Origin of the sequence: Cohnella sp. SGD-V74, assembly GCF_003001675.1 — a bacterium.
Lineage (GTDB): Bacteria > Bacillota > Bacilli > Paenibacillales > Paenibacillaceae > Cohnella.
This window is the reverse complement of sequence record NZ_PVYW01000029.1, coordinates 1-26,398: the sequence shown is the minus strand read 5'-3', so window position 1 is coordinate 26,398 and position 26,398 is coordinate 1. Positions and strand designations below refer to the sequence as shown.

Annotated in this window: 26 protein-coding genes; 19 read left to right on the top strand and 7 right to left on the bottom strand. The window is 55.3% G+C overall.

All coding sequences use genetic code 11. The features are described from left to right. The first annotated feature begins 47 nt into the window (after nucleotides 1–47). From B0G52_RS31795 to ptsP, 8 genes are all read left to right on the top strand, one after another. Nucleotides 48–2,894 carry an immunoglobulin-like domain-containing protein gene (locus tag B0G52_RS31795; protein WP_158223970.1) on the top strand — a complete coding sequence of 949 codons (2,847 nt, stop codon included), beginning with the start codon at nucleotides 48–50 and terminating at the stop codon, nucleotides 2,892–2,894. A 131-nt stretch (nucleotides 2,895–3,025) separates the two neighbouring features. Beyond that, the gene (locus B0G52_RS31790; protein WP_158223969.1) at nucleotides 3,026–4,723 is read left to right on the top strand and encodes a sensor histidine kinase; all 1,698 of its coding nucleotides are present in this window, start codon (nucleotides 3,026–3,028) and stop codon (nucleotides 4,721–4,723) included. Further along, on the top strand, nucleotides 4,720–5,841 hold the full coding sequence (locus B0G52_RS31785; RefSeq protein ID WP_094050461.1) for a response regulator: 1,122 nt from the start codon (nucleotides 4,720–4,722) through the stop codon (nucleotides 5,839–5,841). Before B0G52_RS31790 ends, B0G52_RS31785 begins: the two co-directional genes overlap by 4 nt. A gap of 365 nt (nucleotides 5,842–6,206) precedes the next feature. Next, nucleotides 6,207–7,067 (top strand): PRD domain-containing protein, encoded by an 861-nt coding sequence (locus tag B0G52_RS31780; protein WP_233163263.1) that lies wholly within the window; start codon nucleotides 6,207–6,209, stop codon nucleotides 7,065–7,067. Nucleotides 7,068–7,110: 43 nt separating this feature from the next. Beyond that, on the top strand, nucleotides 7,111–7,617 hold the full coding sequence (locus B0G52_RS31775) for a PTS sugar transporter subunit IIA (protein ID WP_094050460.1): 507 nt from the start codon (nucleotides 7,111–7,113) through the stop codon (nucleotides 7,615–7,617). Nucleotides 7,618–7,635: 18 nt separating this feature from the next. Then, nucleotides 7,636–9,093, top strand: coding sequence for a PTS transporter subunit EIIC (locus B0G52_RS31770; RefSeq protein ID WP_094050459.1), 1,458 nt, complete (start codon nucleotides 7,636–7,638; stop codon nucleotides 9,091–9,093). A 26-nt stretch (nucleotides 9,094–9,119) separates the two neighbouring features. Further along, nucleotides 9,120–9,380 (top strand): HPr family phosphocarrier protein, encoded by a 261-nt coding sequence (locus B0G52_RS31765; protein ID WP_094050458.1) that lies wholly within the window; start codon nucleotides 9,120–9,122, stop codon nucleotides 9,378–9,380. A gap of 1 nt (nucleotide 9,381) precedes the next feature. After that, nucleotides 9,382–11,145 carry a phosphoenolpyruvate--protein phosphotransferase gene (gene ptsP, locus B0G52_RS31760; protein ID WP_094050457.1) on the top strand — a complete coding sequence of 588 codons (1,764 nt, stop codon included), beginning with the start codon at nucleotides 9,382–9,384 and terminating at the stop codon, nucleotides 11,143–11,145. 79 nt (nucleotides 11,146–11,224) lie between these two features. Here ptsP and B0G52_RS31755 read toward each other — a convergent pair whose 3' ends face one another. Then, the gene (locus B0G52_RS31755) at nucleotides 11,225–11,866 is read right to left on the bottom strand and encodes a GntR family transcriptional regulator (protein WP_094050456.1); all 642 of its coding nucleotides are present in this window, start codon (nucleotides 11,864–11,866) and stop codon (nucleotides 11,225–11,227) included. Nucleotides 11,867–11,874: 8 nt separating this feature from the next. Continuing rightward, the gene (locus B0G52_RS31750; protein WP_094050455.1) at nucleotides 11,875–12,681 is read right to left on the bottom strand and encodes a sugar phosphate isomerase/epimerase family protein; all 807 of its coding nucleotides are present in this window, start codon (nucleotides 12,679–12,681) and stop codon (nucleotides 11,875–11,877) included. 129 nt (nucleotides 12,682–12,810) lie between these two features. Here B0G52_RS31750 and B0G52_RS31745 point away from each other — a divergent pair, with 129 nt between their 5' ends. The 3 genes from B0G52_RS31745 (at nucleotide 12,811) to B0G52_RS31735 (ending at nucleotide 15,249) form a co-directional block, all read left to right on the top strand. Continuing rightward, nucleotides 12,811–13,644 carry a phosphogluconate dehydrogenase C-terminal domain-containing protein gene (locus B0G52_RS31745; protein WP_094050454.1) on the top strand — a complete coding sequence of 278 codons (834 nt, stop codon included), beginning with the start codon at nucleotides 12,811–12,813 and terminating at the stop codon, nucleotides 13,642–13,644. Between the two features lie 104 nt (nucleotides 13,645–13,748). After that, the gene (locus tag B0G52_RS31740; RefSeq protein WP_094050453.1) at nucleotides 13,749–14,354 is read left to right on the top strand and encodes a TetR/AcrR family transcriptional regulator; all 606 of its coding nucleotides are present in this window, start codon (nucleotides 13,749–13,751) and stop codon (nucleotides 14,352–14,354) included. A 4-nt stretch (nucleotides 14,355–14,358) separates the two neighbouring features. Then, nucleotides 14,359–15,249 carry an alpha/beta fold hydrolase gene (locus B0G52_RS31735; RefSeq protein ID WP_094050452.1) on the top strand — a complete coding sequence of 297 codons (891 nt, stop codon included), beginning with the start codon at nucleotides 14,359–14,361 and terminating at the stop codon, nucleotides 15,247–15,249. A gap of 120 nt (nucleotides 15,250–15,369) precedes the next feature. Here the strand turns inward: B0G52_RS31735 and B0G52_RS31730 are convergent, their stop codons facing one another. From B0G52_RS31730 to B0G52_RS31720, 3 genes are all read right to left on the bottom strand, one after another. Beyond that, nucleotides 15,370–16,416: a hypothetical protein gene (locus tag B0G52_RS31730; RefSeq protein WP_198960768.1), complete on the bottom strand. Its 1,047-nt coding sequence runs from the start codon at nucleotides 16,414–16,416 to the stop codon at nucleotides 15,370–15,372. Nucleotides 16,417–16,523: 107 nt separating this feature from the next. Then, the gene (locus B0G52_RS31725; protein WP_094050450.1) at nucleotides 16,524–17,048 is read right to left on the bottom strand and encodes an RNA polymerase sigma factor; all 525 of its coding nucleotides are present in this window, start codon (nucleotides 17,046–17,048) and stop codon (nucleotides 16,524–16,526) included. Nucleotides 17,049–17,202: 154 nt separating this feature from the next. Next, entirely contained in the window at nucleotides 17,203–19,554 is a 2,352-nt protein-coding gene (locus B0G52_RS31720; RefSeq protein WP_158223968.1) for a transglutaminase domain-containing protein, read from the bottom strand. A 245-nt stretch (nucleotides 19,555–19,799) separates the two neighbouring features. Here B0G52_RS31720 and B0G52_RS31715 point away from each other — a divergent pair, with 245 nt between their 5' ends. Genes B0G52_RS31715 through B0G52_RS31705 form a run of 3 tightly spaced genes read left to right on the top strand, consistent with a single transcriptional unit; the run spans nucleotide 19,800 to nucleotide 21,189 of the window. Beyond that, a complete protein-coding gene (locus B0G52_RS31715) occupies nucleotides 19,800–20,303 on the top strand; it encodes a MerR family transcriptional regulator (RefSeq protein WP_094050448.1) in 504 nt (167 codons plus the stop codon). Continuing rightward, nucleotides 20,303–20,752 (top strand): SRPBCC family protein, encoded by a 450-nt coding sequence (locus B0G52_RS31710; RefSeq protein WP_094050447.1) that lies wholly within the window; start codon nucleotides 20,303–20,305, stop codon nucleotides 20,750–20,752. The genes B0G52_RS31715 and B0G52_RS31710 overlap by 1 nt, the downstream gene beginning before the upstream one ends. Next, nucleotides 20,749–21,189, top strand: a complete 441-nt coding sequence (locus B0G52_RS31705; protein WP_094050446.1) for an SRPBCC family protein — start codon at nucleotides 20,749–20,751, stop codon at nucleotides 21,187–21,189. Before B0G52_RS31710 ends, B0G52_RS31705 begins: the two co-directional genes overlap by 4 nt. 70 nt (nucleotides 21,190–21,259) lie before the next feature. Here the strand turns inward: B0G52_RS31705 and B0G52_RS31700 are convergent, their stop codons facing one another. After that, complete coding sequence (locus B0G52_RS31700; RefSeq protein WP_094050445.1) at nucleotides 21,260–22,036, bottom strand: DUF817 domain-containing protein; 777 nt, start codon at nucleotides 22,034–22,036, stop codon at nucleotides 21,260–21,262. A 221-nt stretch (nucleotides 22,037–22,257) separates the two neighbouring features. Here B0G52_RS31700 and B0G52_RS31695 point away from each other — a divergent pair, with 221 nt between their 5' ends. After that, nucleotides 22,258–22,812 carry a hypothetical protein gene (locus B0G52_RS31695; RefSeq protein ID WP_106359420.1) on the top strand — a complete coding sequence of 185 codons (555 nt, stop codon included), beginning with the start codon at nucleotides 22,258–22,260 and terminating at the stop codon, nucleotides 22,810–22,812. A gap of 110 nt (nucleotides 22,813–22,922) precedes the next feature. Here B0G52_RS31695 and B0G52_RS31690 read toward each other — a convergent pair whose 3' ends face one another. Continuing rightward, nucleotides 22,923–23,381, bottom strand: coding sequence for an AraC family transcriptional regulator (locus B0G52_RS31690; RefSeq protein WP_094050444.1), 459 nt, complete (start codon nucleotides 23,379–23,381; stop codon nucleotides 22,923–22,925). Between the two features lie 175 nt (nucleotides 23,382–23,556). On the opposite strand from B0G52_RS31690, the gene B0G52_RS31685 reads away from it, so the two are divergent. The 4 genes from B0G52_RS31685 (at nucleotide 23,557) to B0G52_RS31670 (ending at nucleotide 26,196) form a co-directional block, all read left to right on the top strand. Beyond that, nucleotides 23,557–24,009, top strand: coding sequence for a MarR family winged helix-turn-helix transcriptional regulator (locus tag B0G52_RS31685; RefSeq protein ID WP_094050443.1), 453 nt, complete (start codon nucleotides 23,557–23,559; stop codon nucleotides 24,007–24,009). Nucleotides 24,010–24,070: 61 nt separating this feature from the next. After that, nucleotides 24,071–24,880 carry an NAD(P)H-binding protein gene (locus B0G52_RS31680; RefSeq protein ID WP_094050442.1) on the top strand — a complete coding sequence of 270 codons (810 nt, stop codon included), beginning with the start codon at nucleotides 24,071–24,073 and terminating at the stop codon, nucleotides 24,878–24,880. 97 nt (nucleotides 24,881–24,977) lie between these two features. Beyond that, the gene (locus tag B0G52_RS31675) at nucleotides 24,978–25,640 is read left to right on the top strand and encodes an RNA polymerase sigma factor (RefSeq protein WP_198960767.1); all 663 of its coding nucleotides are present in this window, start codon (nucleotides 24,978–24,980) and stop codon (nucleotides 25,638–25,640) included. Nucleotides 25,641–25,722: 82 nt separating this feature from the next. After that, nucleotides 25,723–26,196: a VOC family protein gene (locus tag B0G52_RS31670; protein ID WP_094050440.1), complete on the top strand. Its 474-nt coding sequence runs from the start codon at nucleotides 25,723–25,725 to the stop codon at nucleotides 26,194–26,196. The last annotated feature ends 202 nt before the right edge of the window (nucleotides 26,197–26,398 follow it).

The following is a 26,398-nucleotide window of genomic DNA, read 5'->3' as shown; positions in this document are numbered from 1 at the left end:
TTTGTACAGGATTAACTATCGGAATAGGAATGAAATGGGGTAATGTAATGAGAAAGAGTTTGACGACGGCTTTGATTGCTCTGCTAGCGTTGTTGCCTTTAATAGGGGCATGGCCTGGGAACGTTCTGGCGGCAAGTTGCACGTTCAGTGCCGAGACAGATGGCAGTCCGGGGAATCCCTATATCATTCATTCGGCAGAAGAGTTGGATTGCGTCCGCGAAGATCTAACGGCCAGTTATAAGCTTGGGGCGGACATTGATCTATCGGCCTATGGCAATTGGGTGCCGATCGGAGCAGCCAGTATCCCGTTTAGCGGGACTTTCGATGGTGAGGGCTACATCATTAACGGGCTCACCATCGTTTCGAACGCTGGCTATATTGGCTTTTTCGGTCAGGTGATGGGATCTGCAGCTTCGATTGAAAATGTGAGACTGGAAAATGTGGATATCAGGTCGACAAATATACACGCCAATGTCGGCGGACTTGTCGGTCTCTTAAGTAACGGCACAATTAATCGCTGTTCAGTGACCGGTGAAATCAAAGGTTACGGTTTTGCGGCAGGGGGATTGCTCGGACAAATGTCTCAAGCTACGCTGTCCAACAGTGACGCTCATGTCCGGTTAGACATTGACGACAATACTTACTTAGGTGGATTAGTTGGAGGAGTTGGTGTATTTAGTACAATAGACCAAAGCTATGCAACGGGCCATGTTTCTGTGTCTGCGGCCAATTACAGACCTTCTGGCGGACTTGTTGGCGATCTGTCATCTGGCAGTATTCGCAACAGTTATGCAACGGGCCATGTAGAAAACTTAGGTGTTACTAATGCCCCGATCGGCGGCTTGGCAGGCACAGTGTCTGGCCCAGCGCATATCCCGGCACTGATTGAGAACAGTTATGCATTAGGGAGGGTAAGCTCGAGCACAGGCCCTGCCGGCGGCTTGGTGGGCCAAATAGATTCCCTATCTCCCTTCTACACAATGACTAATTCCTACTGGAATGAGAGCGACAATCCCCCTGATCTACAGACCGTAGGCGGGGAGTCGGGACGGGACGAAGCCGTTAGTTCGGACGATATGAAGCAAATAGCCACGTTCGACACCAGTTGGTGGGACGCGCCAGCAGGAAGCACGCCAATATGGGGTGTTCAAGAAGGGACAAGCTACCCCTACTTAACAGCGTTTGCCCCATCGGTGAGGGTAAATCCCTTGTCGCCGGCTTATTCCCAAGAATCGGGCCATAATGAGCTTACGCTCACCGGCTTGATCCGAGACGGCAGTATCGGCGAGCCCTTGGAAGTCGGTTACGTCATTCGGAATGCTGAGGGGGATACGGTAACATCGGCGGTATACGCCACCTATGCTTCGGGACAGAATCAACCCTTTCATTTTTCGATTATGCTCAATGAAGCCGACTACCCGGAGGGCACTTATACGCTTACGGTTACGGGTAAAGATACGGTGGATGAACACCTGCATCAGCCGGAGATCCCTTTCACGTTTGTCGTGGATTCCACGGCGCCTGAAATTTCGTTAAACGGTGAGGAACTGATTGAACTACAGCTTGGAGACACGTTCACCGATCCGGGAGTAACCGCTGAGGACAGTCGGGACGGCGATGTGACCGACGGGGTAATATCGAGCGGAACAATCGATACCTCGCAAACGGGAACTTATATCCTTACCTATCAAGTGACGGATACGGTTGGCAATACGGCGATCAAGACGCGCACCGTGAAAGTATACAACAGTCTAAGCCCCTCTTTGCTGTTAAACGGCTTATATACGATGGAGGTTGAGGTCGGCGATACGTTTGTCGATCCTGGAGCAACCTCTAACGATGAGCGGGACGGCGACCTGACTGACGAAATTGTCATAACCGGATCGGTGGATACCGGACATGTAGGTACCTATTCCATCAATTATCTTGTCAGCAATACATTCGGTCGCTCGTCATCCACGCATCGCACAGTAAACGTCGTAGATACTACACCCCCCGTCCTTACGCTTCGGGGAGCCAATCCGATGCGGATTGAGGTCGGCAGCACCTTCACGGATCCGGGCGCAACCGCCATAGACATAGGAGACGGAGACTTGACGGCCGACATTACGGTGAGCGGCGCGGTGTACACGAGTCAAGTCGGAACCTATACGCTGACGTACAAAGTGGAGGATCATTCTGGCAACGCGGCGGCGGATGCCGTACGGACGGTGAACGTTGTTCGTGCTTCCTCATCTGGCGGAGGGGGCGGGCAAACCGGCGGGAATTCACCCGATGAGAATCTATCCGGTGAGAAGCCATCGGAAGAAAATAATGGCGGGAGTACGGCTCCTCCAGCACAGGGACCGGGATGTTTATTCACCGACATAGAGAAGCACTGGGCGAAGCCGGGGATCTGCGAAGCAGCCATGCTGGGAATTGTGGAGGGCGTGAATGCGAGCACCTTCCTGCCGAATGCCCATGTCACGCGAACGGAGTTCGCCGTCATGCTGCTTCGGGCGCTTCGGATCGAGATCGACAGCGAAGCGGGCGCTCTGCCTTTCAGCGATCGCGACAGCACCCCGAAGTGGGCGCTTCAAGCGATCCGGACAGCGGTAGCCAAGGGGATTCTGACTGGATATCCCGACGGCACCTTAAGGCCGATGCAAACGGTAAACCGGTCCGAGATGGCCGCGATGGTCTCCAGAGTGATGAAGTGGCAGACCGGACAAGAGGGGAACGCTTATTTCTCCGACGAGGCAAGCATTCCGGCGTGGGCTAAGGGTTATGTCGAGGCCGCCCGCGAGCGCGGAGTGCTGACCGGAAGAGACGGCAACCGATTTGCGCCTGCAGAAGTCGCGACAAGAGCCGAAGCTGCCGTTGTTCTCCTGCGGCTGCGGCAATCTATGGATTAGTCTCCATTAAGATGAGATTCAGACTGGTCTGACGTCATTCCCAATGACGTTGCAGGCCAGTCTCTTTTTTTGTCGATTGGTGAAATGTCAGGTATACTGAAAACATGAATCCCACTGCAGAGCTTGTTCTTATGACTGCATCGGTAGTCCTATCTGGCATCATTTTATTTTTCATATACGGGTACAGGAAAGAGCGAGGAGTCAGCTACCTCATCGGCGTGATCGTCTGCCGCATGATCTACTCCAGCAGCATCATCATGGAGAAGAGCAGCTATTTATTAACTGATAAGCTGTTTTTTCGCCATATTCAGAGTACGGCGCTGAATTTAATGGTGCCTTTCATTCTTCTCTTCGTCTATCATTTGGTCGGTCGGGAGAAGCTGATCAAGCTCAGATGGAAGGTTATGCTGTTCTCGATATTCGTGCTCTGGTCTCTGCTGTCCTGGTTCGATTTCGAGCTGCACGTCATCTATCATTCCGTCGATCTTGTTGACGGCCACTTGGCCACGGCAAGGACCGTGTATTCCATCTCGTTCAGCCTTGTTTGCTGCGGCATAATCGCAGCGTGTCTTTATTTTCTGTTTCAATACGTGCGGAATATCCGCAACGATTTTCGCAAGCCGGGGATGTGGGTGCTGTTTCTGAGTACGTTCCCGTTCGTTCTCGAGATCGCCAAACTCATGGAACCCGATTGGTCGTCCTGGCTGCTTCCGCTGTCGGTCTACTGCGGATTTACAGGAACGTTGATGTTGGTTATTACTCTAAGGATTAAGTTTTTCGCGATTCTTCCTTTTGCCAGAACCATCGTTCTCGATACTCTTCAGGAAAGCGTAGTCATCACGAATGCCTCCGGAAAAATCATCGACAGCAACAAACGAGCTTCCCAGTGGTTCGCCCAGATGGGGCATGCGGCGATTTCCGGTCGGGATGTGAGGGAGCTGTTGGAGCCTTGGCCGGAGTGGCATCAATTGTGCGAATCTATGAAAGAGGGCCGAGTCGAGGTCGAGGCTTGGTTGGATGGAGAGAGGAAGATTTACAGCGTACACGTGTCTCCCGTCTATCGTTTGCGAACGCAAGGGAGCGTTTCTCTCATCGTGGATATTACGGAGAAAGAGAAGCATCTCGAGCAGATTGCGCATCTGAACCGGTTAAAAGATCAATTGTTTACGATCGTATCCCACGATATTCGCAGTCCTCTGGCGTCGCAGTATCAACTGATCGCCATGTTGGAAGAGGATAGAGACCGGCTCGACGAGGAGCATCGGGAAATCATCGGGATGCTGGGCGAGCAGATCCGTCAGACGCTGGGAATGACGAATAATTTGCTGGAGTGGTTTCGCAGCCAGCGGGAGGATATGGCGCTTCGTCCGCAATGGCTGGAATTATCCGATGTCGCGGAGGAATGCTGCCATGTGCTGTATTCTCAAAGTGCGGCTAAGCGTATTAGCGTGGAGAGCGCGGTCCCTGTCGGCACTCGCGTGTACGCGGACCGGGAAGCACTGGGACTGATTCTTCGCAACCTGTTATCCAACGCCATCAAATTTACGGAAGCAGAGGGAGCCGTTTGCGTGGATGCCAAGGTATCCGGCGAATGGGCAACGATCTCTGTCCGCGATAACGGGATAGGGATGGAAGAGGAGCATGTTATGCGGCTATTCGAGGAGCCGCTGAACTCGTCGCCGGGCACCTCAGGGGAGAAGGGGTCGGGTCTTGGGCTGCTCGTCAGCCGCCAGTTCGTAGAGCGAAGCGGCGGGAAGCTGTGGGCGGAAAGCCGACCCGGGCAAGGCAGCGTATTTCACTTTACGATGAGGAGCGGGACGGACGGATGAGAGTTCTCGTTGTCGACGATGAGCCTGTCATGCTGCTCGCCATGAAGCGGCTGCTATCGAAGGCGGAAGGCGTAGAGTTGGCCGGGAGCTTCCGGAATGCGGCGGAGGCTCTTGATTTCGTTCGGGACAATCCAGTGGATCTCGCTTTCCTGGACATTCAGATCGGAGCGGACAACGGGTTGGAGCTGGCCCGGAGCTTGCGTACGCTATGCGCCGACGCGGACATCGTGTTTACGACGTCCCATGCGGAATATGCGATGCCTGCCTACGACGTGTATCCTCTGGACTATATGGTTAAGCCGATTTCCGGCAAACGATTGGAGCAGACGATCGCCAGAGCGGCCAGCAGACGAGGCGCTTCTGTCGGAGCTGCGGACGGTCAAGTCCCCCAACGCCTGACGGTCCGAGGACTGGGTTCCTTCGAAGTGTTCAGCCGGCAAGCGGGAGAGGTGAAATGGACGTCCAAGAAAAGCGCCGAGCTATTCGCCTATTTGCTCGTTCATCGGGGCCGAAGCGTAACCAGAGCCCGCATTGTAGAGGATATTTTCCCGGACATGCCGCTTAAGAACGCGGAAATCTATCTTAATACAGCGGTTTATCAGCTCAGAAAAGCGTTGGCGTTGCACGGGTTTAAAGAGGCGATCCTGTCCACGTCGGAACAGTATCGCGCAGACTTGAATCACATGGACGTCGATTTTATTCAATTCGAGCAAGGCATGGAGGGTTTATCCGAGACGACGACCGAAGCGGAAGGCCTGGATTGGGAGAAGCGGTATGCAGGCGAACTGTTCGAGGACAAGTCTTACGTGTGGGCGGCCGCCGAACGCGAACGGTTAGGGATCGCATACGATTCCTTCGCCAAGCCTCTCGTCAAGCGGCTGCTGGATCGGCAACAGTACCGGGAAGCGGCACGAATCGCGAGAAGATTGGCAGCCCGCAATGAATTCGACGAAGAGGCGAATCTGCTGCTGCTGACGGTTCTCGGAAGCATGGGCGATTGGCAGTCCCTCCATAGTTCTTATGAGCGCTATACGGGAATGCTGTTTCAAGAGCTCGGTCTTCAGCCTTCGGAGAAGCTGCGTCGGATTTACGAGCAATATTGGAGAACGGACAGTTGAACTACGGGAGCGCCGAGTGCGCGAACACTCGGTCCATACAATTGGCTTGGATGGGATGTCCCTTCAAGTCCAGGAACGTGAAACCCCACGGGCCTAGGAACCTTTGGGTGGGGTTTTACTTTTTCTTGTAGTTATTCGCGGTGTATGTTAAAAGAGCAAGACAAAAGTTACCCATTGACGAAAACGTTATCTTTTTATATATTTGAATTCGATTAAGACATCGGCGTGTTACTGCGATTGCAGGCATGAGCCGGGAACAGGTTCTGACCCTATCAGGGGGTTGGCGCCTTTTCCCGGCTTTTTTCGTTGCTGTCGGGGTGATCGTCGTTCAGCTGGGCAATCTAACCTTACAGGGAGGGATGGGATTGACGTCGAACGGCAGCATGCGAGTGGAGAAGATCGTCGGCAACAATGTCGTTCTGACCGTCGATCCGGTAAGCTCCAAAGAATACGTTCTGTTCGGCAAGGGACTCGGGTTCGCCTGCAAAGGCACGGAGTTCATCCGGAAAGACGACGCCCGGATCGAGCGGAGATACAAGCTTGACGAAGGAGAGCCGATGGAACGGTACGAGTCGCTCGTCGACGAACTCGATCCCGACGTGATCGAAGTATCGGACCGGATCATCGAGATGATGAAGGAAAGATTGGGCACGCCCGTCCATCCCAAAGTGTACTTTGCGCTCCCGAATCACATTCAATTCGCGGTATACCGGCTGCGCAACGGAATGGCGATCGATAACCCGTTCCTGATCGAGACGAAGCTGGGTTTCCCGCTGGAGTTCGAGATCGCGGGCATCGCCGCGGAGATGATCGAGAACAAGCTGCGGATCAATGTGCCGGAAGACGAGACGGGATTTCTCGCGCTGCACGTTCGTTCTGCAGCCGTGACGACGCCGGTCGGCAGGCTGGCGATGTTGGCGGCAGCCATTAACGATACGGTGGAGCGGGTTGAGAGAGGGCTCGGCATCGTCGTTTCGAGGGATAGTCGGAGTTACTTCAGGCTTGTCGCCCATGTGCGCGAAGCGTTCGAATCGCTGGCGGAAGACCGCAGGCCCGATAACCCGCTAAGGACGCATATCCGCGAGACCTATCCGAACGAGTACGGCATTGCTTCGGAATCGATGCGCCAAGCGGCGGATGCGCTCGGGTACACGGGGGATATCGAGGATGAAGCGGGATATTTGGCGATGGCGCTGAATCGTTTCGTTCAGACCTACGAGAAGTAAGAGGTCACGATAGGAAATTACACGCGAGAGGTGGATAAACGAGATGTTGGGAAAACTATTCGGCAATGACAAGGCAAAGGCGAAGACGGTGGAGATCGCCGCGCCGCTTTCGGGAAAAGTCGTTTCGCTGACAGAAGTGCCGGATGAGGCGTTCTCTCAGGGCTTCATGGGACCAGGCGCGGCTATCGTGCCGACGTCGGGGATCGTCATGGCTCCGTTCGACGGGAAGATCGGACATCTGATCGATACCGGGCATGCCGTGATCGTGGAGCACGGCTCGGGACTCGAATTGCTTATTCACGTCGGTATCAACACGGTGGAAATGAAGGGCGAAGGGTTCAAGCCGCTGGTCAAAACCGGTGACAGCGTGAAGCAAGGGCAGCCGCTGATCGAGGTCGATCTGGACCGTATTCGCGAAGCGGGTTACTCCGCCGTGACGCCGATCGTCGTCGCCAGCGAAGATCTCGCGGAAGGCGTGGACAGCGTCTACGGGGACACAATCGCGCAGGCCGCGGCGATTATGACCGTTCATCTCAAATCGGCAAAATAAAGGCGAAGGAGAAATATTATGCTGGCGTTCTTGCAAAAAATAGGGAAGTCGTTAATGCTGCCCGTCGCCGCCCTGCCGGCCGCGGCGCTGCTGCTTCGCTTCGGCAATATCGATTACGTGAAGGATTTCGGTTGGGGCTCGTTCGGGGAATGGCTCAACCATTATATTGCGCCGTTTCTCGCTGCCGGCGGCTCGGCCATATTCGACAACTTGCCGCTGATCTTCGCGATCGGGATCGCCATCGGCATGGTCGGCGACGCCGTGGCAACGCTTGCGGCCGTTATCGCGCATCTCGTTCTGCTGAACGTGCTGGAGAAAGTGCCGGTCGCGTTCACAGGCATCGTCGGCAAAGACATGAAGCTGGACATGGGCGTGCTCGGAGGGATTTTGGCAGGCCTGGTCGCTTCCTTCATGTACAACCGGTTCCATCAGATCAAGCTGCCGGACTGGCTCGGATTTTTCGCCGGCAAACGGTTCGTCCCGATCGTCACCTCGTTCGCCATGGTCATCATCGGCCTGCTGTTCGGCTTGATCTGGGGTCCGGTGCAGAACGCGCTGGACGAATTCGGCAACTGGGTCGTCGGTCTGGGCGGCATCGGCGCCTTCATCTACATGACCGCCAACCGGCTGCTTATTCCGTTCGGCCTGCACCATGTCATTAACTCGATCGCCTGGTTCCAGATCGGCAGCTTCACCGATGAAGCGGGTAAGGTGGTGTACGGAGACCTGCACCGGTTTTTTGCGGGCGACAAATCGGCGGGTCTGTTCATGACCGGGTTCTTCCCGATGATGATGTTCGCGCTGCCGGCCGCCGCGTTCGCGATTATCCATTCGGCCAAGCCGGAGAAGCGCAAGCTCGTCTCTTCGATCTTCGTCGGAGCGGCATTCGCTTCGTTCTTGACCGGGATCACCGAGCCGCTGGAGTTCGCGTTCATGTTCGTCGCGCCGGCCCTGTACGTCGTCCATGCGATCTTGGCCGGCGTCTCCGGCTGGTTGATGGCTACGCTCGAAATCAAGCACGGCTTCGGTTTCTCCGCCGGGTTCCTGGATTACGCAATCAACTATCCGCTGGCGACGAAGCCCTTGCTCATTCTTCCGATTGGCGCCGGGTTCGCGCTCGTCTACTACGTGTTGTTCAGGGTCATCATCTCCGCGTTTAACCTGAAGACGCCAGGACGGGAAGACGGAGAGCTGGTGATCGACGGCCAAGCGTCGGAAGGCAAGAAGGGCCTGCTCACGAACGACGATAAGCCGGGTCAGGTGCTTGCGGCGCTGGGCGGTCCGGGCAACATCGAGACGATCGATGCTTGCATTACCCGGCTGCGGCTCGTCGTGAAGGACGATGCGGCGGTCGACGACGCGGAGCTGAAGAGGCTCGGGGCATCCGGCGTCATCCGGCTTGGCAAGGGCGCGGTGCAGGCCATCTTCGGAACGCAATCCGAGCGGCTCAAGGATCAGATCAAGGACAGAATTTGAACTTATTCGGGGGAGGCACGATAGCTATGCAAAAAACGTTCACGGTGGAAAATCCGACGGGCATTCACGCGCGCCCGGCGCGCAAAATCGTCGAGGCGGCAAAAGCTTTCGCAGGAGACGTGTTCCTGGAGAAGGCTGGCAACCGATTTAGCGCGAAGAGCCTGGTGAAGGTGTTGTCGGTCGGCGCGAAGCAGGGCGACAGCGTCGCGGTCGTCGCGGAAGGAGACGGGGCCGAAGCGGCGATCGACGCCATCGGCGCGGTGCTCGTCTCGCAGGAAAGCCACTGATATGGGCGCGAGGTTAAACGGAACGTCGGCCTCTTCCGGCATCGCGATCGGGTACGCGAAGGTGCTCCGCGCGGAGACGGAATCGTCCGAGATTCGCAAGATCGATCCGGCGCAGGCGGAAGCAGAGGCCGCTCGATTCGATGCGGCCGTCGCGTCGGCGGCGACAGAGCTGGAAGCGATTCGCGCTAAGCTGCTCGGAGAAGGCAAGACGCACGAAGCGGAGATTTTCGAAGCGCATGCGTTCCTACTGGAAGACGAAGAGCTGGTCGGCGCCGCCCGCGAGAAGATCGTCGCCGAATCGTATGAGGCGGCTTCCGCGATTCTCGAAACGGCGCAGGAAGTGGCGGAAGTGCTCGGAGCGCTGGACGACCCGTATTTGCGCGAGCGATCGGCGGACGTGCTTGATGTCGGCCGCCGGATTGCCCGGTTGCTGCGCGGCGAGCAGTCTGACGGTGCGGAAGAGAGGGCAGACGAAGGCGCTTCTTCTGAAGGGCGCATGATTCTGATAGCTGAGGATTTGACGCCTTCGGAGACGGCCGGGCTGGACGCATCCGCCGTCGCCGGCTTCGCGACAGCCGTTGGAGGCGCGACGTCCCACTCGGCGATCATTGCCCGCTCGGGCGGATTTCCGGCGGTGGTGGGCATCGGCGCCGACCTAATGACCGTCAGGGACGGGCAGCTCATCGTCGTGGACGGAGGGAACGGAGTTGTCCTTGTCAATCCGGACGCGGCCGTTCTGGCCGACTACGAAGCCCGGCGCGAAGCGGACAGCGGAAGGCAAGCGGCTTACGAGGCGTACCGCGATCGTCCGTCCGTCAGCGCTGACGGCGTGCGAGTCGAGCTGGTCGCCAACATCGGCTCCGCGGCGGACGCGGAGGAAGCGAAGCGCAAGGGCGCGGAGGGCGTCGGGTTGTTCCGTACCGAGTTCCTGTTCATGGGGCGGGACGCGCTGCCTTCCGAAGACGAGCAGTACGAAGCGTATCGGGAGGTCGCAGAGACATTCGGCGCGGACGCGCCCGTCGTCATCCGCACGATGGATATCGGCGGCGATAAGGAACTGCCGCTGCTTGAGCTTGAGAAGGAGGACAATCCGTTCCTCGGCTATCGGGCTATCCGGATTAGCCTGGATCGTCCAGAGATGTTCAAGACGCAGCTTCGCGCCATTCTGCGAGCCAGCGCGCATGGCAATGTGAAAGCGATGTTTCCGATGATCGCGACGCTGCGGGAATGGCGTGCGGCGAAGGCGTTGCTGGAGGAGGCGAAGCGGGAACTGTCGGGGCAGGGCATCCCGTTCAATCCGGAGATGGAAACCGGCATCATGATCGAAATTCCGGCGGCGGCAATGATGGCCGACCGTTTCGCGCGCGAGGTCGACTTCTTCAGCATTGGTACGAACGATCTTGTGCAGTATGCGATGGCGGCGGACCGGATGAACCCGAAGCTGTCGACGCTGTCCGACCCGTTCCATCCCGCCGTATTGCGGCTCGTCGATCGGGTCATCCGCGCGGCGCACGAACAGGGCAAGTGGGTCGGCATATGCGGCGAGATGGCCGGTCATCCGCTAGCCCTCCCCGTCCTGCTCGGCATGGGGCTCGACGAGTTCAGCATGAGCGCCGGAGCGGTCACCCGTGCGCGCTGGCTGTTGGAGCGGCTTCACCGGGATCGCCTGGGCAGCCTTGCGACAGCCGTCCTCGACGTGGACGACGCGGCGGAAGCGAAGGAACTCGTGCTGCGCGAAGTTCAGGATTTGCGCGAAATCTTGTAACAGAGCGGTAACGCCGATCGCCCTCCACTTGGCTTTCCAGGCCAGGCGGAGGGCGATTTTTTGATTTTCTGTGCAGTTGCTACAAGACCAATATCTGCTTGCCGTACTCCAGATGACGCTCGATGCCCGATACGGCTAACTGCGCGTTGCCGCTGCGAATCTCTTGGAACAAGCGCACATGATCCTCATAAGAGACTTGAATGCGCGAACGATCTTTGCGCAGCACCTTAAGCGCCGTTAAGTAGAGCTTGTCCTGCAATTGATCCATCGCCTGCAGAATCTCCGCGTTGCCCAGCACGGCGGCGAGATTGCGGTGGAACTGCCAATCGGCTTGCGTGAACGCCTCGTAATCCTGCTCCCGCATAGAACGCTCCTGCTGCCTCAGATTTTCCTCGAACCAGGTCACGTCTTCCTCATTCCAATGCTGCGCGCTTAATTTGCGCACGACGAAGCTCTCCATTGCAATGCGAAAGTCGTAGAGATCGATCACTTTCTGCAAAGACATTTCGTTGACGATAAGTCCCTTGTTCGGCGTATACTTCGCCAGTCCGTTGGCGTCGAGACGCTCCAGGGCGGCTCGGATCGGCGTTCTGCTCATGCCGAGCATCTCGACCAGCGTTCGCTCGGTCAGCACGTCTCCGGGTTTCAATTCTCCGCTAATAATGCGCTCGCGAATGATCTCGTATGCTCTTTCCTTAAGTGTGACCGACGAATTGGACATAGGCGCTCCTATTCAAAACCGTGGATGGATTTCAAGTATGCCAGACTCTTCTCCAGCCATTCCCGTTCAAGTCGGACAGTCTCCTCAATCGTGCGAGTATAAGGCGTCCATAGCTCCAGAATGGCGGTTGGATGACGCTGCAATCGCTCAATGCGAGCGACGAGCTCCGGTATATTTAATTTACCATATCCGGCGGGTTGACCCAATACGACAAAGCCCATCTGATGGTCGACGCGGGTAATTTCGAAATCCTTAATATGCAGGTTCACCAAATAAGGCGTCAAGTCGCGAATGACTTCATCGGGGCTGTTCAAGGCGCTGAAGGAATTGACGGTATCCATGCAGCAGCCGACGTACGGACTATCGAGCTCGGTGAAGAGTTCGACCAGTTGGCGCGTCGTGTGCAGGCCGTGATTTTCGATGCCGATAACGACCCCCGCTTCTTGAAAGGCTGGGAGAACGGCTCGCAAATGCTCTCGGGCTCCCTGAATACTTGGTTGCGTAATCAACGTACGGCACAGCTTAGCGTCCAGTCGTTGGGCGATCCGCAGATAATCCAGCAGATGCGCGGGATCGGTTCCGCGCGTGCCGACCTCGATCTGCACGTCGTTCTCCAGTGCGGCGTCTCTAAGATCGATAAGCTCTTGATCGCTGAAGACATGAAGCGGCAGATTATCGGCGATCTGCAATAAACCCAGTCCGGCTTGCCGGGTGATTCGCACCAACTCGATCGCATCGACCGGGTCCGCGGGGGACGAATAGCCGGGAACGCCGATCGACCAAGTCAAAGTATAGGTGCTTAAGCCAAGCTGCATCGACAGTCACACTCCACAGAGGATTTGAGTCGAGTATAAATCAAGGGTCAATCAAAGTAAATACAAATTGTATACAAAATGAATATCTGATGATAAAGTAGGGGTGATCACTTAAGGGAGGCAAACAAGATGCTAAAAATTGCATTGATCGGCGCAGGCGGTAAAATGGGCTGCAGAATTACGGACAACTTGATGAAGGGCTCGAATTCCGTTTATTACGTAGAGGTAAGCGAGCGCGGAAAACAAAATCTGGCACAGCGAGGCCTGGAGCCGACGCCGCAGCAAGAAGCCGTTGGCGAGGCGGACGTCGTCATTCTGGCGGTTCCGGACGTGGCGATCGGCCAAGTGTCCGCCTCCGTCGTACCGGATATGAAGACAGGAGCGGTACTGATGGTGCTCGACCCGGCCGCCGCTTATTTAGGCAAGCTGCCGAAGCGCGACGACGTGACCTACTTTGTGGCGCATCCTTGCCATCCTCCGGTATTCAATGACGAGGTGACGCCCGAAGCGAAGCGCGATTTCTTCGGCGGCGTGGCCGCGAAGCAAGCAATCGTATGTGCGCTCATGCAGGGCCCCGAAGAGGACTATGCCAAGGGAGAACTCGTCGCCCGGGAGATGTATGCGCCTGTCATGCGATCCCATCGCATTACGGTGGAACAGATGGCGATGCTGGAGCCGACCATGGCGGAGACGATCAGTTCCATGATGGTGACGGTATTGGGAGAAGCGATGGAAGAAGCGGTAAGCAGGGGCGTTCCCTACGAAGCGGCCAAAGATTTCATGCTCGGGCATATCAACATCCAGCTCGGCATTGTGTTCGAGAAGGTGAACCCGTTCTCGGACGCTTGCCTGGTGGCGATCGAATACGGACGCAAGGCGATGATCAAGGAAGGCTGGCGCGATCTGTACAACTCCGACAAAGTGTACGAACAGATCGATATCATGCTCCATCCCGAGAAATAATCTATTCAGCATATAGGCGAATGTCACAGTCTGCGGATTGACAAAATGAGGAAATCCGTTTACGATAAAACTACCGACCGGTCGGTAGTAATGAGGGTGATGAAGTGGCTTCGACAAAACAAAAAATTACATCAGTAGCAAGGTCGTTATTCGCTGTAAAAGGTTACGAGGGTACTTCGATGGGAGACATCGCGGGGGGAGTGGGGATCAATAAGGCTTCGCTTTACTCGCATTACGAGGGGAAGGATCAGCTGTTCCTTGCGGTATACCGCGAGGCGGCCTCCGACTACGAGAGGCTGAACCAAGCTTTGTTCGAAGAGTCGAACGAACTGCCGACCGGCGAACGATTGTTTTGGATATTTAGAGGATACATCCTCTATTACCATCGCAATACGGAGTTTGCCGCTCTATGGACACAGATCGTTCTGTTTCCTCCTCCCCATCTTCGCGAAGAAGTGATCGCCGACTTGACCCTTCGGGATCGATTTTTCCATGAAGAGCTCATTAAACTTTTTGCAATAGCGATCGAAGAGGGGATCGTTCGCAAGGACTCGCCGGCTCGATTGGTGATGTCCTTCCGGTCCATGCGCGACGGTTTGTTGACATGGATGCACACCGTTCCCCAAATCAAGGAGGAATGGATTCGATCGTTCTGGTCGGATCTATGGTTTGGTCTGCAATCCAGATCCGTTCACGATCAAGGAGGATGACTCTGTGGCTAAAACCTTCAGGAGCGCTGAAGGCAAGAGACTATTGTTGGAGTCCTATGACAAGCTGCTTCAGGCGTGGGACGTGCCTTACGAGGAACGGGCGATTGATACCCGTTTCGGCGATACGCATATCATAACCGCAGGCGAGACAAGCAATCCTCCGCTTCTGCTCTTTCACGGAATCGGGGATAATTCGGCCATCATGTGGATACATAATATGAAAATTCTCTCTACCCGCTTTCACGTAATCGCTATCGATACGCTTGGAGGTCCGGGTAAAAGCATTCCTAACGACAGCTATGCTAAAAAATTTGATTCCGTCCTATGGATCGATGACTTGCTGGAAGCCCTGGAGATGGAGAAAGCCCATATGGCGGGCGTATCGCACGGAGTCACTTTGATCCTCGGATATGCGATCCATCGTCCAGAGAGGGTGCTTAAGCTGGTCGGCATGGCCGGAGCTTTCCCGGTAAAGGGTTGGGTTTCCAGATGGAGCACGCTGAAGTCTTTGTCGGTATTTTTCCCCGAGATGCTCTTTCCGGGCGAAAAGTCCGCGATTCGTCTGCTGAAAAAGCTGAGCGGGCCGAAGTTCGATCCCGAAGTGAACAAAGAGCTGTTAACTCACTTCGTCTATATTTTGAAGTACAGCATCCCGCCGAAGCGCAAAATTGCGGAGTTTGCCCCGGAGGATCTGCTCTCGCTGAAAGACAGGCTAATCTTCATGATCGGAAAATACGACCCCGTTGCCTATCAATCGCCCATGCTAAAGTTCTATGACCATTATCGGCTTCCTTACAAGATTGTCGAGGATGCCGGACACACGTTGAACAGCGAGAAAGCCGAAGTGATCAACAAGGAAATGATAGATTTTCTCTTACCCGCCCAAAACTTCTAGAAAACGCCCCATACGAAAGCAAGCCTATCCGCTTGCCAATCGTATAGGGGCATTTTTCGCCCGATAATGCCGGTTCCGTTCGGAGGTGTTGTCGCACAAGCCGGACCGGCGGTTGACGGGTTAATCCAGAATAACGATTCTGCCGGTAATTACGCCGTTCTCCTCCTTGTGGAACAGCACCGCCTTGTAGACGTCGTCTTTCCCGCTGATGGAGAATTTCTCGGAGAATCCGACCTGATCTTCGGCGAAATATTCGTCCGGAGAGATCGTTGCGCTCCAGCCGTCATAGGAATACTTGAGTTTTCCCGAACCGTTGGAGGTCATTTCTTGGATGGATTCCGGAATGGTCTCCCCGATTCTCTCTTCGGCGCGCATTTTGGCTTGTACATTTTGGATCAGGGCTATCCCTTTGTTTTCAACCGTATCGACGAGGCCTTCGGTATCTCTTGAATCGGGTGCAGGCGACGGATTCAACAAGCCGTCCAAATAAGCGTCTGCCTTGGCGCGGTCCGCTTTGGCCGGGTCGAGAGGGAGATCGAACAGCAGCGAAGCCCCCGAATAGTCTTCCTTGGAGTAGACTTCGCCGGTAGCTTCGTCATATCCGAACGCCTTATTGCTGAAGAATGCGGTGCCGCTGGCAATCGCCAAGTACACGCCCCTATCCGCAAATATTTCCACCTGATCGCACTCGATCATCCTGTAAGTTACGCCGTCGATAACGGTCTCGCCATATCCGCCGTTCATCGTGAAGATGTTAACCTGCCACGGCTTCTGGCCTTTAATCAACGGGGACACGAAGAACAGATCCAGCCCGTATTCGGCATCGGCGGTATTCGGCATCGGCTTGCCGTCCTGTCTGGCAATAGATACGACCGCATACGTCCTGTCTGGGTAGAGCTCCTCCGAAGACTGGCGGAACTCGCTAAGACCTGCTCCCGAGACGAGGCCGTGCAGCGTAAAACGATAGTCTCCGGACGCTTTTGATTGATTGATCTGAACCGCATCCTTGCTTTCGAATGCTTCGGCCAGCATCCGGTCTCCCAATCGCTCCGCGACCTGCTTGGCGCTGAACAGTTGGTTTGCCGCATAGGCCGATACGGACAGGACCAGCAACAATACGGCAGCTAACAGCCCTACGGATAATCTCTTCTTATATTTAGGCTTCATTTCATTACGCTCCTTTAATTGACGGATGAGGCTTTCATTCAACTCTTCGCCGGGTTCTGCCGCATCAGCCAAAGATTGTCTGAGCAGTCGATCCCAATCCTCGTCTTTCATAGGGAATCAGCCTCCAATACCTTTCTCATATTCTCGCGAGCCTTATGCAGCCTGCTCTTCACGGTTCCAGGAGGAATTCTCAGCACTGAAGCAATCTCCTCGATCGTCATGTCGGCTGTATAGTACATATAGAGGGGAAGCTTCAGCTTATCGTTCAGCCGGTGAGCGGCTTCCCGAATCATGGCGCGCAGCTCAAGCGACAGCACGGCATCCTCTGGCGTTGCTTCGCTTGCGAGGGAGGCGAACCGATCCGCCGCTTCGCCAAGATCGGCTGTGGGCGCGATTTTTTGCCTCCAGGCAAGCTTGCGTCGATGATTTTTGTGCAGCAGCACGGCAATCGATATGAGATAAGCTTTCGGATTGCGGGACGAGTCCATCTTGAACCGCAGCTCCACGGCCTTCAGAAAAGTTTCCTGATACAAATCGTCCGCATCCGCCCTGTTTCCTGTCAGCTTGCAGCAAAAACCGTAAATCGACTTCCCATGCAGTTTCACGAGCTCGATCAACTCATCGATGTCCAAGTCCCTTCTCCCTCCTGAATGGCCATTCACCTACATATTGTCGCAATCGGAGAGGAGGTTCATTTTCGGATATGAAAAGGCTCCCCATACGGAAGCAAGCTTGTCCGCCTGCCCCGTGCGGGGAGCACCTCTCTCGCAATCTATTGTTCGGAAATTACAGGCCAACGATCACGTAATTGCTCAAGCTGCCCATCGTGGCTCGTTCTTGCTGTTCCTCCGGAAGCTCATCGATCACTTTCAACGCCTCTTCCACCAGATCGCTCCGGTCGATCTTGGCGGCCAGCCGGATCACGATCTGCGTGCTGCCGGCCTTCACTTGCTTGGACAGCGCGGAGCCGAAGTCGGAGGACGACTTGGCTTCCAGACCGTTCGCGACGTAATAATCCTTGGAACCGTCCGCCGACACGAAGTTCGAAAGCTCCGCATCCGTCCAGAATTCCTTGGACAGCGTGAAGTTCAAAGACTCCGCGATCTCGTCGCTGGAGTAGAACAGCAGATAAGGAATGCCGCTGTTGGCGGCGTTGTTCGTCGAGTCGACGTGAACCCAGCCGTTGGCGAGCTTGACCTTGTTCCAGGCATGGGGAACGCCGTCCATATTGCCGGTGACGACGATCGTTTCCAGTCCGGCCAGATCGCTGAGCATCTTGTATACAGAAGCATACGATGCGCATACGCCGACCTTCTTGACCATAATGCCGTAAGTCGTGAACGAGTCGTTGAACTCGGGATCGACCTTGCGGAAATCGTTGGCCTCCGCGTTCTCGAGCGCGGCATCGTCGTACTGGGTGTTGTCGTTCAGGTAATCGTAAATCGCTTGGTACTTCTGTTCTTCCGACATCTCCGGCTTCAGAATCTCGGCGACGATCTTGTTGGCTTCGGCAAGAACCTCCTTCTGCTTCTGCTTGATCGAGTCCGCGGACTCCTCGTAATTCAGCTTCAGCGTCAGGGAGCGGTAGTCGTATCTCCAGCCCTTCAGACCGATGACGAGCGGATTCTGATACATGACCTCCTGCAAGACGTCGGTGATCGTCTCGAAGTTCTGGGCTTCGGGGAAAGCCTTCAACGAAATGCTGTCTTGAACGGCGATCATGCTGATCGCCAAATACTCTTCGAGCGCCGTATCCGCGTTGAGCTTGACGTCTTCGATCACCTCGGGGACAGGCACTGCGGCCTGGTTGCCTTCCTCGACTTTTTGCTCCGTGTTGGCCCTCTGCGCTTCCTCCACGCTGTTCTCCGCATCGGAGGAAGGGCCCTCGATCACGGTAGGCACGTCGGGGCTGGGGACGTAGTCGGTTGCATTCTCAGGCGCGACCAACCCGGCCGAGCCGTCCGCAGGCTGAGCTTCGGCCAGTGCTTGAAGATCGGCTTCCGTCAGCTTCTCGACATAGACGCTGCCTTTCAGGGCTGTGCCTTTGATCGAGGCGGGAATTTCCGTGCTGCCGAAGGACTGGATCGTTACGTTGGTGTCGTACACGACGTCTCGCGCAGCCGTGGACCCGTCAATGAAGGTGACGTCGACTTTGGCAGGCAAAGAGGAGACGCTATCGAACGTCGTATGGAAAATATCGTTGTCTCCATCAAGCTCTTTCGGCAGCTGCGAGGACAGCGGCACCGTGCTTGCAGCGTTGCTGAATACGGACTCTTTGCCGTCTTTGACCGCCGTCACGTAGTACTCGCCGTTAACGCCCTGATTTTGCGCGGTCACTCTGCCGTCGCTGCCTTTAATCAGGCCGCCGTCGCCGTCGTCCAGGAAGTCGTCGAACTCGGTTCCCGTGACGGTGGCTTCCAGCAGCGGCCCGGGTCCGATATAAGCTTCCTCCGCTCCCGTGACCGGCAAATTCGTCGTCTCCAGCAGGACGATTTTGCTGCGCTGGTAAATTTTATATTCGGTTGCGCCCTCTACTTCGTTCCAAGTCAATTTGAAGCGGCCGTCGGTGTCGACGTCGGCTTTAAGGTTCGGAACCTCGACCTCGGACTTGACGGTGAACGGCACGATAATCGGCTTCTCCAGCTTGGTCGGAGTCGTCGCATCCATATCATAATTGATTCGGATGTAGTAGATCGGGGCATTGCCCCAGCCCTCGTATCCGTTCAAGTGCTGGGAAGCGGTCAACACGCCGCCGTTCGGCTTAACCTCAAGCGTGTTCGCGTTTTCTTGAAAGTCCTTGGGAAAGACGGAGGTCAGAATCCGGCTTTTCTCTTCCGCTTTAATATCCGTATGGACGGTGATGACGTCCGGCTCGCCCCATACGTCGCTGTTGAACTTAAACTCGAATACTTTGTCCCGAGGCACGTTGTACAAAGGCATTAGCGCCTTGTCCCGATCGGAGCCGTACTTCTTCTTGAGATCGAGAACGGTCGTGCCGCTTGTCGGAACGGCGGTTTCCGCCGAGGCCTTGATGCTCTCCGCAGGGGCCTTGGAAGGTTGAACTTCTGTTGCATTTCCGCCAAAACAAGCCGTAAGAAGCATACTGACTAATAAGAGTACCGACAACGCCTTTTTCAATCCGTGCACCTCTCCGTAACTGATATGAATTTTCGAAGCTTCGTCAATCCCCTGTGAATCGACAGAAAATAACAACATTATACATGAAAATGGAAGGATGTGGTACCCATATCGGCTATCCGTCCTTTTGCGGCTTTAGGCGGGTATTCGGCATGCGTAAAATTTAATGCTTGAACCTTACGTAACGTAAGGTTTTATAATAAAGCTACCGGTAAATCGCATGCGCCAAAGAACGGAGATGATCAATGAAGAAGCATTGGAAGGTCGGGGACCTCGCCCGGCTGACGGGCTTAACCGTACGAACCTTGAGGTTCTACGATCAGATCGGGTTGTTCTCTCCATCGGGACAGACGGAGTCCGGGCATAGGCTGTACAACGAATCGGACTTGGCCCGCCTGCACGAGATCGTATCGCTTAAGGAGCTGGGGTTGTCGCTCGAGGAGATCGCGTCGGTCTTGACTGAGGGACGAATCACTCCGCTGGAGATCGTCGAACTGCAGATCGACCGGATCAAAGAACAGATCAGATTGCAGCAAAAAAGGTTGGAACAGCTGGGACATGTCTCGAAGCGGATGCAAGGCAAGGCGCCGTTGACCGTCGAAGATTTCACAAGCCTTCTCCAGGCAATGAGGATAGAATTGGAGAAGCCGGTCATCGAGAGGCAGACGAGTTGGGGACGATATTTGGATTCTTTGGGAGGCCTTCTGGCCGAAGAGAGCGGAAGGTCGACACATGAGGAGGAAAAATGATGAGCGAACGATTTGTTAAACATGCGACTTTCGTGATCGAGCGGACGTATCCGGTATCGCCGGAGCGGGTGTATCAAGCGTGGGCCGACGTTGGTATCAAGGCCAAGTGGTTCTCGCCGCCGGAGACTTTGGACTTTCGGGTCGGCGGGCGCGAGTACAGCAGCGGCGGACCGCCGGAAGGTCCGGTCTTCACGTTCGACGCCGTCTATCAGGAGCTTGTGCCGGACCAGCGCATCGTATTCACGTACACGCTGGATGCGGACGCTGTGCGCATCTCCGTCTCGATCACGACGGTCGAACTGATTTCGGTGCAGGAAGGCACGAAGTTGATTTTCACCGAGCAAGGAGCTTTCTTCGACGGACACGACACGCCGGAAGTGCGCGAACACGGCACAGGTCTTATGCTGGATACGTTGGGCAAGGTGCTGTCAGGGGAGGAAGGACAATGACGGCAGGCGAAAATGAGATTGCAGCCTCGCGCGTATTCAACGTTCCGCTGGAGCAGACGTTTCGAGCCTGGACAACCCCCGAGCTGCTGGCTCGTTGGTGGGGGCCGCACGGCTTCACGAATACGTTTCATCAGTGCGATATCCGGCCAGGAGGCGAGTGGCAGTACACCATGCACGGACCGGACGGCACGGATTATCCGAACCGCAACGTCTTTGTCGAGATCGTGCCTCAAGAGAGGATCGTGCTCGATCATCTGACCGGCCACGAATTCCGGGTCACGGCGACCTTCGAGGATGTGGGAGGACGCACCCGCGTCGTTTTCCGCCAGCAATTCAAGCTTGCGGAGGAGTACGAGCAAGCCAAGGCGTACTGCGTGGAAGGCAATGAGCAGAATCTCGACCGGCTGGGCGCGCTGCTGGAGGAAATGCCGGGGTAAGCAGGAGACGACCGAACGATTATCGGAGCGGCTGCAATAACGATCGTGAGCTGCTGTCCTAATTCGCCCGTTACGATCGGTTCGCTGTTCGATTCGCCTTTACGTACTTAAGCTGGGCCACGATGATGACGCTGATGATGACCAGAAGGAACCACGAACTGATCTTGCTGAAGCTGACCAGCCGCCAAGCTTGGTGCTGGTCAGGGTACTTCCAGGCGTTGAAGAAAGTCGAGATATTTTCGGCCAACCAGATGAAGAAGCCCACAATGATAAAAGCAAGCGTCAAGGGCATTCTATAGGTGGTGCTCCGCACCCGGTAGATGATCCACGTTTTCCAGAATACGATAAGCACGAGGCCCTTCAGCCACCAACGAAAATCGGGAATAAAATGATGGGTGAAAAAGTTCAGGTAGATCGCACCGCCCAGCAGCATCGAAGGCAGAAATCCGGGCCAGCCCGTCATGTCCATCCGCAGTCTCCGCCACACCTGGCACATGAAGCTTGCCACGCTGGCATACATAAAGCCGCTGTAGAGCGGGACGCCGAGCAGCTTCGTATACGCCGGTTCGGGGTACGACCACGACCCCATATTGACCTTATACAACTCGAGCGCCAAGCCGATCAGGTGGAACAGGCAGATCACTTTGATTTCGTCGCGCGTCTCCAATCCGCTTCGGTACATGAGGTATTGCACGCCGAGCAAGACAAGCAGAATGGCGTCGTAACGAGGAATGAACGGCACTTGCACTGCGTTAGACAGAGCTAGAGTTCCGAAGATCGCTACCGGGAAAATGCAGCTCATCGCCTGATGGTATCCGAAATGCAGCAGTTGAACGAGAGGTTTCAATTCAGCCTATCTCCCCGCGCTCTTCATGGGCGCTTTTTGTTTTTACTTATCATAAAGGGGTAACGGATTCGAAAAAATAGAAATTAACCGAAGCGAAATTGCTTATTTTGAAAAAAAATCGAACAGGATACAAATTCGATACAACCCGGATATTTCTTTGAAATAACTCCGCTTTATAGTGGGATTATCAAACCTGCTATTACAAAGGAGAAGAAGATAAGATGAAAACGAAGATGAGAAAATCCGTCGTAACGCTGATGGTAGTTGGGTTGACCGTAGTCGGGGCGGCAGGCGCGTATGCGGGCACGAATTTGCTCCGCAACGGAGCTTACCCCGGAGAGAGCATCGCCATCGAGACGAACGTTCCTGATACTGCGCCGGTTGCCGGAGAAGGAGCGGAAGTGTCGTACAGCGATGCTCAAATCAAGGAGATCCTCGAAGCGTTCTCCGCGTTCGAAGGGTTCGAGACAGCCTATGCGCCGACTCGAATGGCTAGCGGCGACGCTTATCAGAAAGCGGTCGTCACAGGAGATGGGGTTAACCTGGTGTTCGATCACATGCTCGTCAACGTATCGCCGAGAGACTATTCCTATGAGTATGAGGGGACGACGGTCACCCTGGCCAACGGCGTACAGGGCAAGTGGTACACCCCGTCCGATACGCCGCTGCTCAGCTTCAAGGCGGGCGATCGCACCGTCACGATCAGCTCGAGCGACGAATCATTAAGCAAGGGCGAGATAGAGCAGGTAGCCGCTAGTGTTGCTGAGCTGAACTGAGATCGACCAAACTAAGCGTTAACCGAAAGCCGCCTGCCCCCGTAACCAGGGGAGGGCGGCTTTCGCTGTTTATCTCGGTGCGAGGAGCCGTTGACGGCGGGCATCCGTTTCTATGACAGAGGCTTAATCGGTACGCACAGTTCGCAAAGCTCGGCTCTAAGCAGCTCGCCGGTGTACCTTTCGACAATCGGTTTGTCGTCCATCCGGTAACCGCCGCTCTGCAAAGCCGGGAAAATAGCGGCCCATGCTTCCTTAATCTCCTCCACTGTATGTTCGATTCGGCATATCGCATAGCTTCCTCCGGGGAAGAAGCCTTCGCTAACCGCGTCATCGATCGGGTCCGCTTCGGACAGGACGATGCACGCATCGTACCTGCAGTTTTCAGGCGGAGTCGCAGCTGGGTGATCTTGCGGTATGCCGAATAGAACGGCCGAATCGGTGAGCAGATTTCTTTGTTCTGCCCACTTCTTCAGCCTCTCCATAGCTTGAGCATTGGCGGGACCGTAAGGGCCGACCTGACGTACATAGGCAATGCGATAGGGCGGAAGGGTTTCGACTGTAAGCTGCATGTATTTAATCTCCATTCTTTGTTAGGATTGAATGCAGTTCGAATGCTATCATGATATAAAATGAAATTCCAACATAATTTTTAAAAATATGGAAATTTAGCAAGTTGACAGACTGCGCTAAGTCGTCATAAACTGAAAGTAGTTAAACATTAAACAATTTACGAGGGATCGGAAAATGGATGTTCTACAGCGTTACGTGTCCCGGCAGCCGCTGGAGGTGGAAGCTTTCTTCGCTATCGTGGATACGACGGCGGAGTTGGTTGGCGTTTCGGAGAAATATTGGTCCTCGCTTGGGTTGAACGGAGCGCGAATCCGCATTCTGGTTGAGATCGCCAAGGCGGGAGGCTCCATTCTTCCCTCCGTTCTGGCCGCGAGAATCGGGGTGACGAAGGCCAACATTAGCGTTCTGCTCATCCCGCTGGAACAGCAAGGGTTTACTCGGAGCGCCGCGGACCCGCAAGACGGGCGCAAGCGCAGAGTCTTGCTGACCGAGAGCGGGGAGAAGCTGCTGCTGGACGTGCTGCCTGGCAACCGGGCCGTCGTCTCCGAGCGGATGAACGGCCTGGACGAGGAAGAGATAGAGCTGCTGATGTCGCTCTTGCGTAAAGTGCGGCGGAAGAAGGAGTAACGGCTCCTTTTTGCCTATTTAGTTAAATATTTAACTATTTTATCGATGGGAGGATTTATTCATGAAAATCGCTTTGACGGGTTCGACCGGTAAATTGGGAGGTTTGATTCTGAAGCAGTTGCTGCTGCGCTGCCAAGCGCAGGATGTGATCGTCAGCGTCAGGAGGCCTGCCGCCGCAGAGGGGCGGGGGCCCGGCGAACTGGACGTCCGTTATGGGGACTACGACGTTCCGGAATCCCTGGAGCCGTCTTTTCGCGGCGCCGACAAGCTGCTGATGGTATCTTCCCCGTCCACGGACGAAACCGTCCGCCTCCGCCAGCATCTCTCCGTGATCGAAGCCGCCCGCCAAGCCGGCATCCGGCACATCGTCTACACCAGTATCTGTGCGTTGGAGAGGGGGAGGCTGCCCGCTCACAAGCTTCACCGGGATACGGAGGAGGCCATAAGGGAATCGGGTATCCCCTATACCTTTCTGAGGAACGCCTATTACATGGATATCGTTCGTTTTCTCGGGATTCGGGAAGCGGCCGCGAGCGGGATTTTGGTCAGCCCTCCCGGAAATTGGAGCTTTAATACGGTTTCTCGTCACGATTTGGCCCGCGCGGCCGCAATCGTCCTGACGGAGGAAGGGCACGAGTGCCAAACCTACGAGCTGACTCCGAGACGGACTTGGAATCTGGACGAGCTGGCGAGGGCGATTACGGATGCGACGGGTCGAACGGTCGTCCACCGCACAGATCCGGACTATCGTAACGACATCTACCGGATGCTGCCGTATTCCGACATGAATTTTGTATCCGACGATTTGTTCCAACTGATCGGGCAGCCTCTTCGCTCGGTTGCCGACGAGGTGCGGGAGATCTTCGGCTAGGCGAGGTTCGGAGGTTCGTCTGATGGCAGGGCGCGGCTTGCCGAGATACCTTTACGTTAAAAAAGGAAATTCGTCCACGCGCGCAGAAAGAAAAAGGATGAACTGGCAGCCGATTATATTTCGTTATAGCACTCGGATCGCGGGCAACCCGCAGGATGCTGAGGATTTGGCGCAGGAGGCTTGGCTCAAGCTCGGCCAGGCGCTGAGCAAGCAACCGGATAGGCCGATTACGAAGGCCTTTCTTTATCGTATTGTCCGAAATACCTGGATCGATAGCCGAAGGAAGCGGCGGATCCGGACGGTCCCACTGGTTCCGGACGAGGAAGCGGGCGCTTCGGATGCCTCCCTGTCCGCCAGGGAGCTGCTGGAGATGCTGGCTGAGCGACTGCCGCCCAGACTGGCCGTTATTTTGCTGCTTATGGACGTTTTCGATTTTACGGCCAAGGAAACGGCGGACCTTATCGGAATGAGAGACGGAGCGGTTCAAGTCGCTCTCGGACGCGCTCGCCGGAGGCTGAGGAACATGGCTCAAGACGTATCTTCGGACTGGCTCGTTCCCGGAGTCTCTCTTCCAGATCCCATTCGGTTCGACGCGTTGGTCGATGCTTTTCACAGGCGCGACCCGGAGAGCATGATCAAGGCGTACCTCGGGTTGTCCAGAGTCGGAATACGTCTCTCCCGATTGGCGCACATCGACGGAAGGCTGCATTTTACGTTCACGGACCCGGACGGCAATCGGTTTCAGGTCACGCAAAAATAAATTTCAAGCTCCTGTTTGATTTTTTTCGTTTCGCACGTTTATTCGAGCGTGAAGGCAATTCAAACGAGAAGGGATGATAGGAATGTCGGACGGATCGAGAGAATGGTCGGCCAATGGGTTAAAAGGAATTTGTTCGGTGTACGTGCCGGTAAGACAACCCGTAAAGTCTGCGGAGTGGTGGCAGCGTAATTTCGGACTGGAGTACGCGGTGCCGTTCAACCCGGCGGAATCCCAGGCGATTTTGAAGCTTGCGGACGGACAGTGGCTGCACCTGGTGGAAACGGAAGGGGATATCGATAACCAGTTCCCGAACAAAGCGGGCTATGAGATGTTCCGGTTTACGTTCGAGGTGCGGGAAATCGAGCGGCTGTACGACCGTCTGCAATCGAACGGAGTGAAGGTAGAGGACCTTGCGGACCGGGACAGCTGCGGGATCAATTTCGTCTTCTATGATCCGGACGGGAACAAGTTCGATGTGAACGAGGTCGTCAGCATACACCGGACACCCGCGGAAGTCGAAAAGGTAAAGGCTCATCTGTTCCATTACGCGAATTAAACGAAGGGGCTATCCCATACAGTAAGGGCATACCTGGCCAACAAGCCCGCCGAGCGAGCGTAACTCCCGCATCCGGCCTTAGCCCATGCGAATAAGCCCGCTCAGCGCACTAGCGTTGCATAAAACTTCACGCGAAAATAACTACAATTAGCTATATATGTAATAATATAAGTGTTTTTCATGGCGATTATATAAAAAATCC